The organism is Acinetobacter sp. FY683, assembly GCF_059515885.1.
In genome coordinates this window covers 203122-218218 of the sequence record NZ_JCAKNA010000001.1, presented here as the reverse complement: position 1 = coordinate 218218, position 15097 = coordinate 203122, and the positions used below count along the sequence as shown (strand labels likewise).

Here is a 15097-nt window from a genome sequence, read left to right as displayed (position 1 = left end):
GGCTTTGTTGCATAAAGGCTTGAAAGGCTGAGCTCCCCTAGGTGAGCCAAATTTAAGAGACAACTTGGGTATGAGGACGACCTAATTCTGTGAATTTATTCAAGACTGCCATGCGTGCGTGGATCTCATTCACCTGACTAGGAAAACTCCTTGCTGTTAATTTATCGCCTAATAATTTGATGCAATGCATCTTCGTTTCAACCAAACTCCGACGGTGATAACCAGACCACTTTTTCCAAAGCGATCTACCTAGACGTTTGACTGTCTTTAATAACTCGTTCCGCTCGATAGACCTCGCTTGCTGATCTTTCCAAGGCTTTGCATTTTTCCTCGGTGGAATGATCGCATGTGCATCTCGATCTAAAATGACTTGTCGGCAATGCTTTGTGTCATAAGCACCATCTGTATAAACAGAATCAATTTTCTCATCCAAGGGAATTTGAGAAAGTAAATCTTCAAGTACTTGAGAATCACCAACATCATTTGTAGTGAGCTGTACAGCACGTATTTGAAGAGTTTTAGCATCTATAGCAATATGCAGCTTACGCCATTGACGACGATATTCAGCCCCATGTTTCTTGCATTTCCATTCACCTTCACCTAGAAACTTCAAACCAGTAGAGTCTACGAGTAGATGCAGACCATCACTACTTTTTTCATAGCTAATCGCAATATCAATATGTTTTTGTCTTCTGCAAAGCGTAGTGTAATCCGGCGCTGTCCAATCTAATCCAGAGAGTTTAATCAGACTTTGAACAAAACCTGTGACCATACGTAAAGAGAGTCGAAATAGAGATTTGATCATTAAGCAGCATTGAATCGCTGTATCGGAGTAGGTCTGATTTCGACCTTGCTTGCCTTGTGATTGTGCATACCACTGGGTCTTTGGATCAAACCAAATGGAAATATTACCCCGGTTGATTAAGGCTCGATTATAGGATGACCAATTGGTTGTACGATAGATTTTAGGGGCAGGTTTATTCATTTTGAAATTATATTGCTGAATAAGCCTTCCATGCTAGGTTTGTGCAACAAAGCCTTTTGGGTTTAGGAATAGCAAGCTCAACTTTAGTGAAAAGCTCATAATTTCCTTGAAAGAGTTTTAATAGTCTTTGATAAATAATTGCAACTTGTAATTCTTCTGAAATTGCTGTTTCACGAACATGTAAACCAGCACTGTAATAAGCAGGTTTTCCCCACGAAACCTGAACCTGATCACCTATCGTTTCTACATCTTTATACATATAGTCATACCACACCGAAATATACTGTAGTGGTAGCTCTGTATAGCTTTTTAAGCTTTTGCAAGATGCAGCGATATACAATGAAACACCTAAATGACTTGGATGACTTAACTTCGCAATTTCTAAGCCGATTCCCTCTTTACCGTACTGTTGATCTACATATTTGAGTTTTCTCAACCAACGACTAAAAATCACTCTATCATCAAGATCATAAATACTATGTACTGGTGTTTTTAAATTATTCTGCTCACAAAAAGCATCCAACAATCGAACCATTCCACTATAAACACTTCTCGTTTTTAAAAATGATTTCATGTTAGATTCCTTCTAATCTCATAAAAATTTAATACTTATAATGACTAAAATAATGATGTAAATGACACTTCATTATTCATCTAAAAACTGTAATATTTTTAACATAAAGTTATTCTAAAACGACATTATTATTTTGCGAATACCTAAAGATATCTAAATTTTAAATATCAGATTCAATTTATATACTAGACCATAAATTAGATCATTTGCCTTCATTTTTATAAAACTTAACAGTAAATATATTGGCTTATAAAGTTCATAATATCTAATCCGTGACATGCCCAATACTAGAAAAAATAATAAAATAGTAAATTACAGGCAATAAAAAAGGCTCTAAGTCTTAATTTGCTTAGAGCCTTTTTAGGTAGATGGTCCCGAGGGTCGGACTCGAACCGACACATCATCTCTGATAGTGGATTTTGAATCCACCGCGTCTACCAATTTCACCACCTCGGGATGCGGCTATATTACTCTATTTCAAAAACTTGTCAACGCAAGTTTAAAACATTTGTATATTTTTAAATCAGTCTTATTTTTTTTGACTTATAATCAATCAATATCATCTATAAAACTTAAAAAAGCATATACTAAGCCCAGTTTTAATATATGTGTTTGTTCTATTTCATCATGCAACTTTCCGATTTTAATTTCGATCTCCCAGATGAGCTTATTGCTCGCTACCCTCTTGAAACTCGTAGTGCTTCTCGCCTTTTACATTTAAATGCACAAGGTCAGTACCAAGACCTTCATTTCACCGACATTTTAAATTTACTAGAACCTGGTGATTTACTTGTATTAAACGACACCAAAGTCATGAAGGCTCGCTTAAAAGGTAAACGAGCAAGTGGCGGAGCTGTAGAAGTTCTTGTTGAGCGTATGCAAGATCAATTTGTTGCACACTGTCACATCAAAGCAAGTAATTCACCTAAAGCAGGTGCTGAATTATTTATTGGTGTAGATGAGGTTAAGGTCACGGTAACAGGTCGTCACGAAAATCTATTTATTGTTGAGTTTTCTCAACCTATTTTAGATGTACTCGATAAATACGGAAAGCTCCCTATTCCGCCATATTTCAATCGTGAAGCTGAAGATATTGATACAACACGCTATCAAACTGTTTTTAACGATCCAACGAAACTTGCTAGTGTTGCAGCACCAACAGCCAGTCTTCATTTCGACCAAGCACTTTTAGATCAATTAGAAGCAAAAGGGATTAATAAAACATTTGTCACGCTTCACGTTGGCGCGGGTACTTTCTTACCTGTTCGTACCAATGACATCGAAAATCATATTATGCACAGTGAATGGTGCCAAGTTTCCGATGAATCAATGCAGTTGATTAAAGAAACAAAAGCTCGTGGTAATAAAGTTATTGCTGTAGGAACAACTGCAACTCGTGCAACGGAAAGTGCTGCTCAAGCCAATGGTGGTGAATTAAAAGGTTGGACTGGAGACACTCAAATCTTCATTTATCCAGGTTATGAATTCAAGGTAGTTGATCGTTTAATTACAAACTTCCACTTACCTGAATCTACATTGCTTATGCTTGTTTCTGCTCTGTCAAATCAAGAAAATATTTTGAATGCATATCATCATGCTGTTGCAGAGAAATATCGCTTCTTTAGCTATGGCGATGCCATGCTGATTGACCAATTTAAAAGTTAAATATTCTTAGCAAACTCTAAGAATGATCTCATTTTATGAGATCGTAAAAACCCAATATCTAAAACCTTTGATATTGGGTTTTTTAATGAATAAACTTGAATGCTTAAGCACTCCTATTCAAAAAATTAATTTCCATAAACAAAAATAACAGAGTTAAAACTCAATAAAGCTAGCGTTTCATAGCAGAATCTAGGAAAATATTGAACTTTTAGCACATTTAATCAGCGAACTGTTTTTTCGCCTCGATTTCGGAACGTATATGAAGTTTGAAAAATTAGGTCAGTCGGGTCGTGCTCGACGTGGTCGTTTAACACTTGAACATGGTGTTGTTGAAACGCCGATGTTTATGCCTGTTGGTACTTACGGTACAGTAAAAGGCATGCTTCCTCGTGATGTTGAAGAAATTAAATCTCAAGTCATTCTTGGTAATACCTTCCATTTATATTTACGCCCAGGTTTAGATGTAATCCGTGAACACGGCGGTTTACATGAATTCATGAAATGGAATAACCCTATTCTTACAGATTCGGGTGGTTTCCAAGTGTTTAGCCTTGGTGCTATGCGTAAAATTAAAGAAGAAGGTGTAACTTTCCGATCTCCTATTGATGGTTCAAAAGTTTTCCTTTCTCCTGAAATTTCAATGGATATTCAACATACATTGAATTCTGACATTGTGATGATTTTTGATGAATGTACGCCTTACCCTGCTACACGTGAAGAAGCTCAAAAATCTTTACAGCTTTCTTTACGCTGGGCAAAGCGTTGTAAAACTCAACATCATGACGTATTAAAAAACCGCAATGCCCTATTTGGTATTATTCAAGGTGGTATGTATGAAGATCTTCGTGAGGAATCACTAAAAGGTCTACTCGACATCGACTTTGATGGTTATGCAATTGGTGGTTTATCTGTAGGTGAGCCAAAAGAAGAAATGATTAAAGTACTGGATTATCTACCTGAGCAAATGCCAGCAGATAAGCCACGTTACTTAATGGGTGTAGGTAAACCTGAAGATATCGTAGAAGCCGTGCGCCGTGGTGTCGATATGTTTGACTGTGTTATGCCAACACGAAATGCACGTAATGGTCACTACTTTGTGACAGATGGCTTGGTTCGAATTCGTAATGCTAAATATCGTCATGACCAAAGCCCACTTGATCCTCATTGCGATTGCTACACTTGCACAAACTTCACTCGCTCTTATTTATTCCATTTAGAAAAATGCGGTGAAATGTTGGCTTCTATGTTGGGCACAATTCATAACTTACGTTATTACCTGCGTCTTGCAGAAACTATGCGTGATGCACTAGATAACGGCACATTCGATGAATTTGTAGCAGATTTTTATGCTCGTCGTGGCTTAGAAGTTCCACCTTGTCCTCAAGATTAATATTTCAGTGTTTGCGCTGAAGAAAAAGACAAGGTAAATTGCTATCAAGTTAATTTATTATCATTTAGTTAATTACTGCTTTTTTATTTTAGGAAAATCAAATGAGTCTTTTCATTTCTACTGCTCATGCAGCGGGCGAAGCTTCACAACAGCCTAGCCTAATTGCTAACTTAGGTATGATTGCTGTATTCGTTGCAATCTTTTACTTCCTTATTTGGCGTCCTCAGTCTAAACGTGCTAAAGAACACCGCGCATTAGTTGAAAGCTTAGGTGTTGGTAGTGAAGTAGTTTTTGCTGGTGGTCTTATGGGTAAAGTCCTTAAGATCGAAGGTGATTTCGCTGTTGTTGAATTGAACCGTGGTGTTGAAGTAAAAATTCAACGTGCAAGCGTGATTTCAGTTCTTCCTGAAGGCACATTAAATAATCTTTAATCAAAAAAAAGTCGTGCGATTCGCACGACTTTTTTCATTTTAAGAAGAAAATAAATGCGTTACCCAGCATGGAAATATCTACTAATCCTATTTGTTCTTGTGATTAGTACATTATATGCCCTGCCAAGTTTGTATCCAGATGAACCTGCTGTTCAAATTTCTGGTGCCAAAGCTGGTACCCAAATTGATCAAAGCATCGTACAAAAAGCAGAGCAAATTTTAAAAAGCGAAAAAATTGCCAGTCATGACAATAGTTTCACCAACAACGCGGCATTATTACGCTTAGATTCGTCTGAAGCACAATTAAAAGCAAAAGATGCTTTGCGCCGTGGCCTTGGTGACAATTATGTTGTTGCTCTTAACCTTGCGCCTACAACTCCAGAATGGCTTCAAAAAATTGGTGCAAAACCAATGAAGTTAGGTCTAGATTTACGTGGTGGTGTTCACTTCTTACTTGAAGTAGATATGGACAAAGCCATTAGTCAGCGCATGGAAACATCAGCAACTGATTTACGTCGTCAATTCCGTGATAACAAAATTAAATTCAATAGCCTTTCGCTAAACAACAATGTCATCACAGTTCAATTCGCAGATAACGCTGATCGCGATGCCGCTGCAGATTTCTTACGCCGAAATGGTAATGAATATACACAGCAAGCCGTAGCAACAACGAATGGTTCAACTTTACGTTTAACTTATACAGATGTTCGTAAGCAAGAAATTCAGTCTTATGCGGTTAACCAAAACTTAACGACTTTACGTAATCGTATTAACGAGTTAGGTGTAGCTGAAGCACTTGTACAAACTCAAGGTAGCAACCGTATTGTGGTTGAACTTCCTGGTGTACAAGATACTGCTGAAGCAAAACGTGTATTAGGCCGTACAGCAAACTTAGAATTCCGTTTAGTATCTGACTTAAACGATCAACATATTGACCCTTATACGGGTCAGTTAAAAGATCAAGCACCTCCAGGTACAGAAGTATTCGCTTTCCAATCACTAGACAGTGGTCGTGAATTACTTTTAAACCGTAGCCGTATTTTAACAGGTGAACGCGTTCAAAATGCATCTTCAGGTTTTAGCCAAGATTCTGGCGGTGCTGAAGTTAACATTACTCTAGATTCTTCTGGTGGTAAGTTAATGTCTGATGCCACACGTAATGCTGTTGGCAAACGTATGGCTGTATTGTTCATTGAGAACAAACAAAAGATTAGCTACGTTAAAGATCCTGTAACTGGTGCACAGACTGAAGTACGTACACCATATACAGAATCTGTTGTTATTAATGCTGCAACCATTCAAGCTGTATTAGGCTCGCAATTCCGTATTACAGGTCTAGATTCTCCTCAAGAAGCAGCTGAGCTTGCATTAATGCTACGTGCAGGTGCTTTAGCAGCGCCAATGTATTTTGTTGAAGAGCGTGTTATTGGTCCAAGTTTAGGTCAAGAAAACATCGACAAAGGTGTTCTTTCTACTCAAATTGGTTTCTTACTTGTTGCAATTTGGATGGTTGTATTCTTCCGTCTATTTGGCCTCATCGCCAACTTTGCGCTTGTACTTAACCTTGCTATGATTTTAACAGTTATGTCTTGGCTTGGTGCTTCTCTCACCCTCCCTGGTATTGCAGGTATTGTGATTACCATTGGTATGGCGGTCGATGCCAACGTACTTATTTGTGAGCGAATAAGAGAAGAAATGAAATGGGGAGCCTCTCCTAAACAAGCCATTGTGGCAGGTTATGATCGTGCGTATAACACCATTTTTGACTCAAACTTAACCACATTCCTTGTTGCATTTATCTTATTTGCTATTGGTACAGGTCCTATTAAAGGCTTCGCTGTAACACTAATGATTGGTATCATTTGTTCGATGTTCACTGCCATTACGGTAACACGCGCAATTGTTCAAATTATTTATGGCAAAAAACGTAACTTGAAAAAGTTGAGCATTTAGGAGATCAATGATGACTGATAATACTCAACTAGATTCAAAAAAATACGGTCGCCCTGAAGAAGAACGTGTTATTCCGTTTATGAAAGTTGCAGTGCCTATGGCATTGATCTCAATTTTTTTAACAGTAGCAAGTATCTTCTTTATTGCAACCAAAGGTCTAAATCTAGGTTTAGATTTTACGGGTGGTATCGCTGCTGAGCTTAACTACAGCAAACCCGTTCAAGCAACTGAGGTTTCTGCTGCATTAACTAAATCGGGTTTCCGTGATCCTGTTGTGCAAACATTAGGTTCAAACCAAGACTTAATGGTGCGTATGCCCGTACAAGCAGACATGTCTGTGGAAGACCTAAATAACGTCATCAATACAGCGGTACAACTCCCTGGTAATCCAGCAGTTGTAAATAAAATTGATGTGGTTGGTGGTCAAGTTGGTAATGAGCTTTATTTACGCTCTGCTGGAGCAGTTGCTTTAGCATTACTATTAATGCTTGTTTACGTCACAATCCGCTTCGAATTTAAGCTTGCAATGGGTGCTGTACTTTCATTGTTCCACGATATTGTGGTGACTTTGGGTATTTTCGCCATGATGCAGTGGCCTTTCGACTTAACAGTTCTTGCGGCGTTACTTGCAATTATTGGTTTCTCACTCAACGATAACATTGTTGTGTCAGACCGTATTCGTGAAAACTTCCGTAAAATTCGTGGTGCTTCGCCATTAGAAATCATCAATATTGCATTGACTGAAACTTTACGTCGTACCATTCATACATCTATGACTTTATTGCTTGTTGTTATTGCAATGATGTTAATGGGTGGTGATGGTCTTAAATGGTTCTCTGTTGCAATGTTTGTTGGTGTTTTTGTAGGTACATATTCATCTATCTACATTGGTACTGCATTCGCTTTATGGCGTGGTATCAACCGTCAAGACTTCATTGTTCAAGTAAAACCTGAGTTTGAAGAAGAAGAAACTCACTAAGTAGATGTCTAATTTCATCAAAAGCTCATCTTAGGATGGGCTTTTTTAATGCTGATAAATTTGTATTTGGGCTAGGTTAAAGCCTTTACAAGACTGCTCTGAACGCCAAGCAACCGTTAACATAACATGACCAAGCTGGAAGTTTTGGAAAGCGAATGTACCTATTTGAGGATGATGACACATCCCCCCATTTTGTTCAGGATGGACTTGCGTATCAAACTCATTTAAATTAATTCGAATACCTAAACCTGCTGCTTTTAGTACAGCTTCTTTGGTTGTCCACACTTTAAACCAATATTCTTTTTGCTGTTCTAAGCTATTCCAAGTTTCTAATTCTTTAGGATGAAAAGCATGTTGAGCTAAAGCTTCAAAACGCACTTTACGGTCTAAGTCCTCAATATCAACACCCAAATCTTGTACAGAATGACTGAGTGCCAAAGCATAATTTTTTTGACTATGACTATGATTAAAATAAAACTTTGGATGATGCTCTAAATAAGGCTTACCAAATTCTGTTGACACAATATCTGCATTCGAAACTTCAGTATTTAATTCACTAGACAAATATTGATTACGCTGCGTATAAATCTGTTCTTTTTTATAAAAATTAAATGATCGAATATCAGAAAAGTTGGATTTCGATTTTGCAATAAGTTGTGCCAATGAATGTACATGGATATTAATTAATCTTTGCTTTTTCATTGGCTCAACTCAAGTCCTGCTTAGAACTTAACAAGATTGCCCTTTAAAGCAACACCAGCAAGTGCTGTACCCTTATAGCATTCGTATGTTGTAGTGCTCTTAGACGTATTTGCCTTATAGTAACTTACAATATTTGTGACTGCATTAGCACCGCGTGCTTTTGCTGTATTTTGTAACTGAATCAATGCTGAACGAAGCACATGATCACATGCATTTTCAGCAGATTTTGCAAAACCATTGGTTTTTTTATTGGTAACAACACCTTTTTCAATTAGCTTTCCACCAGACTGTGTTCCTGCTAAAAAAAAGCGCACTGAACCATCTAAAGTACCATCAGCAACTGCACGATCAACAGCTTCTTTAAAATTAAAGTTGTGCACCTTATCTGCAGCTTGAACAGATGTAAAGCCAACCAAACCTAATGCAGTAACTAAACAGATTTTTTTCAATAACATGGTATAACCTCTTTGCTTGTTATTATGGAATATCTTTTACCCTTCACCTTTTCTTACAACCTAATCATAAGACAAAAGTGTAAATTCAGATAAAAAATATATCCCTAAAGTACTTATACACGCATTAATTGTGCATAAACATGTTTGTCTAATTTAAGTTTCCAAGCCATAGCATTCTTATGAATAACATCGCCTTTTTGATTTAAATTTTGACTACCTGTGATTTGTGAAAATACTTGCTTACCGTGAACAAAATACGTTACTTGTAAATAATGACGACCATGAGTAAAACCTGCCGTCACCTTATTTACATCAGAATTTTCTACATACCAACCTGCTTTTGCATTACGTGCAATTGCAGCACGAATACGATCTTCAATATCTACAGGTGTTAAGTTTCCACGAACCATCATTTGTTTCTGTGGGTACGAAGAAATTCGAACACCACTTCCACATCCCACAAGAGCTAAAGTACTACAGCTCAAAACTATCGATAAAACGATATGTTGAATCTTCATTCCACCCCCGAAAGTATTATTCACTTTCACGTTTTAAAATAATTGACGTATTAATTCCGCCAAAAGCAAAGTTGTTACTCATTATAATATTGGCTTGCATTGGACGTAATCCGCCAGTGATATAGTCCAAATCACCACAAGCTTCATCAACTTCATCCAAATTTAATGTTGGAACAAATTGATTGCGATGCATCATCTCGATACTCAACCATGCTTCAACAGCACCACATGCCCCAAGCGTATGACCAAAATAACTTTTCAATGAACTAATAGGCTTACATCCAAGAGTACGTGCTGTAGCTTGTGACTCAGCAATATCGCCCTGATCTGTTGATGTACCATGTGCATTCACATAGTCAATTTCTTCCGCTGAAATTTTTGCATCCTTTAATGCAAGCTCCATGCATCGCCCCATCATTTCTGAATCTGGACGTGTTACATGTTGACCATCTGTATTGCTACCATAGCCAATAATTTCCGCATAAATTGTCGCACCACGTGCTTTCGCATGCTCATATTCTTCTAGAATCAAACAACCTGCACCCTCACCAACAACTAAACCATCACGTGACTTATCAAATGGTCGTGGTTTTTTTTCAGGATGATCATTTTTAGTACTTGTCGCAAGTAATACATCAAATACAGCCGAACCTGCTGAACTTAACTCTTCAGCACCACCTGCTAACATCACAGTTTGTTTACCGTATTTGATCGCCTCATAAGCCTGCCCAATTGCCATTGAACCCGAAGTACAGGCACTTGAAGTAGGTAAAGTTAAACCTTTTAAACCAAAATACACGGTCATATTCACAGCGGATGTATGAGACATCATTCGAATATATGTAGTCGCATTGAGTTGGTTCATATTGTTATCTAACAACATTGCACCAAATTCACGAACAGCATCTACACTTCCTGCAGATGAACCATACGCCACACCCGCTTCACCGCTTTGTAATATAGGATCGTTTAATAGACCTGAATCTTCCAAAGCTTTTTCAGCACAAATAACAGACATCAAAGCGACACGCCCCATCCCACGTGTAACTTTACGATTAAAATGCTTAGGCACTGTAAAAGATTCGACAGGTCCACCAAGTTTACTACGTAAGTCTGTAAAAATTTCCCAGTCAGGCATATAGCGAATACCGCTTTTGCCTTGAGCAAATTGCTCAAAAATTTGATCTGCTGTTTCACCTAAAGAGGTTATTCCCGACATTCCTGTCACTACAACACGTTTCATTAGATCAATCCCCCATTCACTGAAATGACTTGGCGAGTGATATAACTTGCATCATCGCTACATAAGAATTTAACGACTTTTGCAACTTCATCAACTTGCCCCATGCGTTGTAATGGAATCATTTTTAACGCATGTTCTTTAACTTCTTCTGTGACCATTTCAGTTTCAATTAAACCTGGTGCAACACAGTTCACTGTAATTTTTCGCTTGGCCAATTCAAGTGCCAGCGCTTTAGTCGCACCAATTAAGCCTGCTTTCGCTGCACTATAATTAACTTGACCACGATTCCCCATAACGCCTGATACTGAAGATAAAGTCACAATACGACCACCTTTCTTCAAACGAATCATTGGCATGATGAGTGGTTTTAATACGTTATAAAAACCATGAAGTGATGTATCTACGACCTGATCCCAATCATCATCTGTCAATGCTGGAAATGCACCATCACGTGTTAAACCTGCATTTAATACAACACCATAAAATGCTCCATGCTCAGCAATATCTTGCTCTAACATTTCAGCAATTTTTTCACGCTCATTTACATCAAACATAAGAACGTGGCTTTGTTGTCCTAAAGCCTGAATTTCAGCAACAACGGCTTCTGCTTCTTGTAAACGTGATCTAGCATGAACAGTGACATCAAAACCTGCTTGTGCAAGTTGCAAAGCAATTGCCTTACCAATTCCCCGACTTGATCCTGTTACCAATATTCTTTTATTCACGTTAAATTCCCAACTATTTGATCAACTTCTGGAGGTTCATATACACTCAGCATGGCTGAAATTTCATGTTCTTTATATTGAATAATGCATTGAAATTGTCCTAAGCCCTCATGCAAATAACTTTGTTCTACATGAATGACCAACACTTCATTTAATGCAAAATAAGCAATAGGAAGCTGCATTTTTCGAGTGCCAAGTAAAAAACCTATTTTAGGTTTTGCATTACCAGCCTGCTTCCCTCTATATCCTGCATAAGCACTTACTGTTTGTGCCATAATTTCAATACTTGCCCAAGTCGGTAAACCTTGCGCTTCACAAAACATTAAATCTGGTGTAATTATTAGTTCAGCTGTTGCTTTTAACTCATCAGCTTCAAGTAAGTGATCCACAAAAACCATAGGTTTATCGTGTGGAATAAAATCAATAGCATTCATCATATTCTAAAAATGCCTTCCAAAAATTAAACTAATATTGCTACCACCAAATGCAAAAGAATTACTCATTGCATAATAAAGAGGTGCTTTTAATTGTGGATCTAATACATAGTTCTGATCATCTAGCTCAGGATCTAATACGCCTGAATGATGCAGTGGCAACCAAGATTGATCTAACAATATTTGCTGACAAATATAGGCCTCTATTGCCCCCGCTGCACCTAAGCAGTGCCCTGTTTTATGTTTGGTACTACTTAAAGCTACATCGTCACTTTTAAAAACCTTCTGTACTGCTTTAATTTCCATCGCATCATTTTGCAGTGTCGATGTGCCATGCATATTTAAGTAACCAATTTCAGAACTATCTAAGCCTGCCATTACCAAAGCTTTTTGCATAGCTTCTGTGGCCCCCTTACCATCAGGATGTGGTGCAGAAATATGCCAAGCATCCATTGACTCTCCCGCCCCCATCAACATGACTGGTGCAGATTCTTTCGACATCAAAAATAATGCTGCCGCTTCACCAATATTAATACCATCACGTTGTTTTCCGCATGGCTGACAAATGCCATTAGATAAACTTTCTAAGCTATTAAAACCATTTAAAGTAAGCTGACATAATGTATCTACACCACCCACCAAAACAGCATCGACCAAACCTGAATTTAATAACCGCTGTCCCGCAGCCATGGCTTTTGCACTCGATGAACATGCTGTTGAAATTGTATAAGCAGGTCCACTCCAGCCTAAATATTGCTGTAAGTCTTTTGCTAAACTTCCCATTTGCTGTTTTTGATGTGAAATTTCAATTTCTTTTTGATATAAAAAATGCTGTTTCAACACTTTTTCATTATCAGCAATTCCTGAAGTGGACGTTCCCATAACAATAGCTAAACGTGCTGGATGAAATTGATTTGTATAGTGACGAATATCAGCTTCAATTTTTTGTAATGCGGTTAAAGCAAAGCGTAAATTTCGAGAATCTTCAGTAGCTAAACCATTAGGAATTTCTGCAATTAGATGACTAGAATATTCTCCAACCCATACTTTCTTTTCTTCAATAAAATCTACGCACTGACTTAATGTATTTCGTTCAGAAACCAAAGCATGTTGAACTTGCTCCGCTGTTTCCCCTAACGCAGATAAACCTACGCCAAATTGAATCCCAACTGCAGGACCATCGATACGAATATTATTGAGCATCTAAATTCTCATCATTTTCTAAACTGTCACTCATAGCACTGATGACCATTTGATAAGGCACCTGCACATTATTTAAGTCAATTGTATCTGAGCGATGAGAAATCTCTAATACGACCTGTTGTTGAATATAAATTTTTTCAATTGACCCTTGCTTTTCCAGGTGTACGCTTTCATTTTGATAGTCTGCAAAATTTGGATAAGTCGCATATAAAATGTCACGAACCACATAATCAAATGGAAGATATTTCATTTGATCTATACGTTGTTGCACATCAACTTTTTGCCCATCAAAACTGAGTTTGAATAATTGCTGTCCCGTTAAACTCAAAGCAATCATTTCCAATTGATTACCTTGCTGTTGTTGGTACAGTAAAAAGCTAAAGCTACGTTTATTCCACTCAACTTCAATTTGATCTTGACGTTGATAAGCCTGTGCAACCCAACTCGGTGCAACTAAACCTTGTGCTTTTGGAACCAAAACTTGGCAAGCACTGCAAGACAGTGCTATTACCAAAATCATCCCTGATAATTTAAAACCTTGGGTCAAATCCATAAATAAAACGTTCTCTTATAATTCTTCACGACAATATTCAGCAATGGTACTTAAACGTCGTTTTGCATTTTTATAAATTGGATTAGCTTCATCCCAAGCATAACCTGCCAATAATGATGCAATCATACGGCGCACTTTATCATCTTGCTTTTTAGAGAATACAACATCTTGAAACTCTCCCGTATACCACGACTCCACATAAACACGGAACACATTAATACCTGCACGAAGAGGTTTTTCATATTGCTCCATCCAATCTATCGTTTCACCTTGTAGATAACGATCGACCAAAGGAACTGCCATACTTGATGATTTAAGAGCAATGGTTACACCCGAAGAAAATACTGGATCAAGAAACTCACCCGCATTACCCAATAATGCATAATTGCGTTGAGCCAAATGTTTTACATTTGCAGAATAGCCAACAAGTGTACGAACAGGCGTGTCGAATTTTGCATTGCGAAGCACATGAGAAAGTGCGTCATCATCTGCTAAAATACGACGTTGTAAAGCTGCAATATCATAATCTGCACTACCATCAAAACCATATTTCTCAAAAAAATCTTCTTCCGCAACAATACCGAAAGATGAGCGTCCATCGGCAAATGGAATAAGCCAATACCATGCACGTGGGTCTTTTTCATGAACGGTAATTAAGATTTTTTCACGATCAAACTCTGGGTCATCCAAAATTCCATCTTCAATATGTGTAAATACAGCACGGCGTACGGGGAAGTCTGATGGACTTTCTAAATCCAAATGTTTCGGTAAAATACGCCCAAAACCACTTGCATCTAATAAAAATTTTGCCTGAATTTGGTATGTTGTACCATGTTCATCTTTTACTGTTAATACGGGCTGTTCAGACTCAACATCCACTGCTAAAACTTCATGTCCAAAACGAATATCTGTACCAAATTTCTCAGCTTGTTGAGCCAATAGATGATCAAAATTGGCACGGCGTATTTGCCAAGTTGTTCCAGGGCCTTCACTAAATTTTTGCGTAAAATCGTAAAAATTACGTTTTTTCCCCTTTAAAAAAGCAGCACCATTTTTAAATTGAAAAGCATATTGGTCTACGTGTTCTCGAACTGTATCTAATAATCCAGCTTCTTCTAAAAAAACCATACATTGAGGTAGTAAAGATTCACCTATCGAAAATCTTGGAAAAAATTGCTTCTCAATAATAGTAACCGCATAACCTTTCTTCTTCAGTAATGTCGCTGCCGAACTTCCTGAAGGTCCCGCCCCAATAATAATGACATCTGTATTTTGTATTGTGCTCAT

Annotated in this window: 16 protein-coding genes and 1 tRNA gene; 5 read left to right on the top strand and 12 right to left on the bottom strand. The window is 37.7% G+C overall.

Annotated elements, in window-relative coordinates:
• Positions 1 to 52: 52 nt before the first annotated feature.
• The 3 genes from AC5YDH_RS01010 to AC5YDH_RS01000 all read right to left on the bottom strand — a co-directional run bounded on the left by AC5YDH_RS01010 (position 53) and on the right by AC5YDH_RS01000 (position 2015).
• Entirely contained in the window at positions 53 to 985 is a 933-nt protein-coding gene (locus AC5YDH_RS01010) for an IS5 family transposase (protein ID WP_496116183.1), read from the bottom strand.
• 7 nt (positions 986 to 992) lie between these two features.
• On the bottom strand, positions 993 to 1559 hold the full coding sequence (locus AC5YDH_RS01005; RefSeq protein WP_496116394.1) for a hypothetical protein: 567 nt from the start codon (positions 1557 to 1559) through the stop codon (positions 993 to 995).
• Positions 1560 to 1928: 369 nt separating this feature from the next.
• Positions 1929 to 2015: transfer RNA gene (locus AC5YDH_RS01000), tRNA-Leu, on the bottom strand.
• A gap of 171 nt (positions 2016 to 2186) precedes the next feature.
• On the opposite strand from AC5YDH_RS01000, the gene queA reads away from it, so the two are divergent.
• From queA to secF, 5 genes are all read left to right on the top strand, one after another.
• On the top strand, positions 2187 to 3224 hold the full coding sequence (gene queA, locus AC5YDH_RS00995; protein WP_496116393.1) for a tRNA preQ1(34) S-adenosylmethionine ribosyltransferase-isomerase QueA: 1038 nt from the start codon (positions 2187 to 2189) through the stop codon (positions 3222 to 3224).
• A 259-nt stretch (positions 3225 to 3483) separates the two neighbouring features.
• Positions 3484 to 4614: a tRNA guanosine(34) transglycosylase Tgt gene (tgt, locus tag AC5YDH_RS00990; protein WP_496116392.1), complete on the top strand. Its 1131-nt coding sequence runs from the start codon at positions 3484 to 3486 to the stop codon at positions 4612 to 4614.
• Positions 4615 to 4715: 101 nt separating this feature from the next.
• On the top strand, positions 4716 to 5045 hold the full coding sequence (gene yajC / locus AC5YDH_RS00985) for a preprotein translocase subunit YajC (RefSeq protein WP_496116390.1): 330 nt from the start codon (positions 4716 to 4718) through the stop codon (positions 5043 to 5045).
• A gap of 54 nt (positions 5046 to 5099) precedes the next feature.
• Positions 5100 to 6998, top strand: a complete 1899-nt coding sequence (secD, locus tag AC5YDH_RS00980; RefSeq protein WP_496116389.1) for a protein translocase subunit SecD — start codon at positions 5100 to 5102, stop codon at positions 6996 to 6998.
• A gap of 7 nt (positions 6999 to 7005) precedes the next feature.
• Entirely contained in the window at positions 7006 to 7977 is a 972-nt protein-coding gene (gene secF, locus AC5YDH_RS00975) for a protein translocase subunit SecF (protein ID WP_496116387.1), read from the top strand.
• Between the two features lie 45 nt (positions 7978 to 8022).
• Here secF and AC5YDH_RS00970 read toward each other — a convergent pair whose 3' ends face one another.
• From AC5YDH_RS00970 to AC5YDH_RS00930, 9 genes are all read right to left on the bottom strand, one after another.
• Entirely contained in the window at positions 8023 to 8679 is a 657-nt protein-coding gene (locus tag AC5YDH_RS00970) for a 4'-phosphopantetheinyl transferase family protein (RefSeq protein ID WP_496116386.1), read from the bottom strand.
• Positions 8680 to 8699: 20 nt separating this feature from the next.
• Positions 8700 to 9134 carry an excinuclease gene (locus tag AC5YDH_RS00965; RefSeq protein WP_496116385.1) on the bottom strand — a complete coding sequence of 145 codons (435 nt, stop codon included), beginning with the start codon at positions 9132 to 9134 and terminating at the stop codon, positions 8700 to 8702.
• Positions 9135 to 9247: 113 nt separating this feature from the next.
• Positions 9248 to 9652 (bottom strand): hypothetical protein, encoded by a 405-nt coding sequence (locus AC5YDH_RS00960; RefSeq protein ID WP_496116384.1) that lies wholly within the window; start codon positions 9650 to 9652, stop codon positions 9248 to 9250.
• Between the two features lie 16 nt (positions 9653 to 9668).
• Positions 9669 to 10895 carry a beta-ketoacyl-ACP synthase gene (locus tag AC5YDH_RS00955; protein ID WP_496116382.1) on the bottom strand — a complete coding sequence of 409 codons (1227 nt, stop codon included), beginning with the start codon at positions 10893 to 10895 and terminating at the stop codon, positions 9669 to 9671.
• Positions 10895 to 11620: a 3-ketoacyl-ACP reductase FabG2 gene (locus tag AC5YDH_RS00950; protein WP_496116381.1), complete on the bottom strand. Its 726-nt coding sequence runs from the start codon at positions 11618 to 11620 to the stop codon at positions 10895 to 10897. The genes AC5YDH_RS00955 and AC5YDH_RS00950 overlap by 1 nt, the downstream gene beginning before the upstream one ends.
• Positions 11617 to 12057, bottom strand: a complete 441-nt coding sequence (locus tag AC5YDH_RS00945; RefSeq protein WP_496116380.1) for a hotdog family protein — start codon at positions 12055 to 12057, stop codon at positions 11617 to 11619. The genes AC5YDH_RS00950 and AC5YDH_RS00945 overlap by 4 nt, the downstream gene beginning before the upstream one ends.
• Positions 12058 to 12060: 3 nt before the next feature.
• On the bottom strand, positions 12061 to 13257 hold the full coding sequence (locus tag AC5YDH_RS00940; RefSeq protein WP_496116379.1) for a beta-ketoacyl-[acyl-carrier-protein] synthase family protein: 1197 nt from the start codon (positions 13255 to 13257) through the stop codon (positions 12061 to 12063).
• Positions 13247 to 13810 carry a DUF3261 domain-containing protein gene (locus tag AC5YDH_RS00935; protein ID WP_496116378.1) on the bottom strand — a complete coding sequence of 188 codons (564 nt, stop codon included), beginning with the start codon at positions 13808 to 13810 and terminating at the stop codon, positions 13247 to 13249. Before AC5YDH_RS00935 ends, AC5YDH_RS00940 begins: the two co-directional genes overlap by 11 nt.
• 15 nt (positions 13811 to 13825) lie before the next feature.
• A complete protein-coding gene (locus tag AC5YDH_RS00930) occupies positions 13826 to 15097 on the bottom strand; it encodes an NAD(P)/FAD-dependent oxidoreductase (protein WP_496116377.1) in 1272 nt (423 codons plus the stop codon).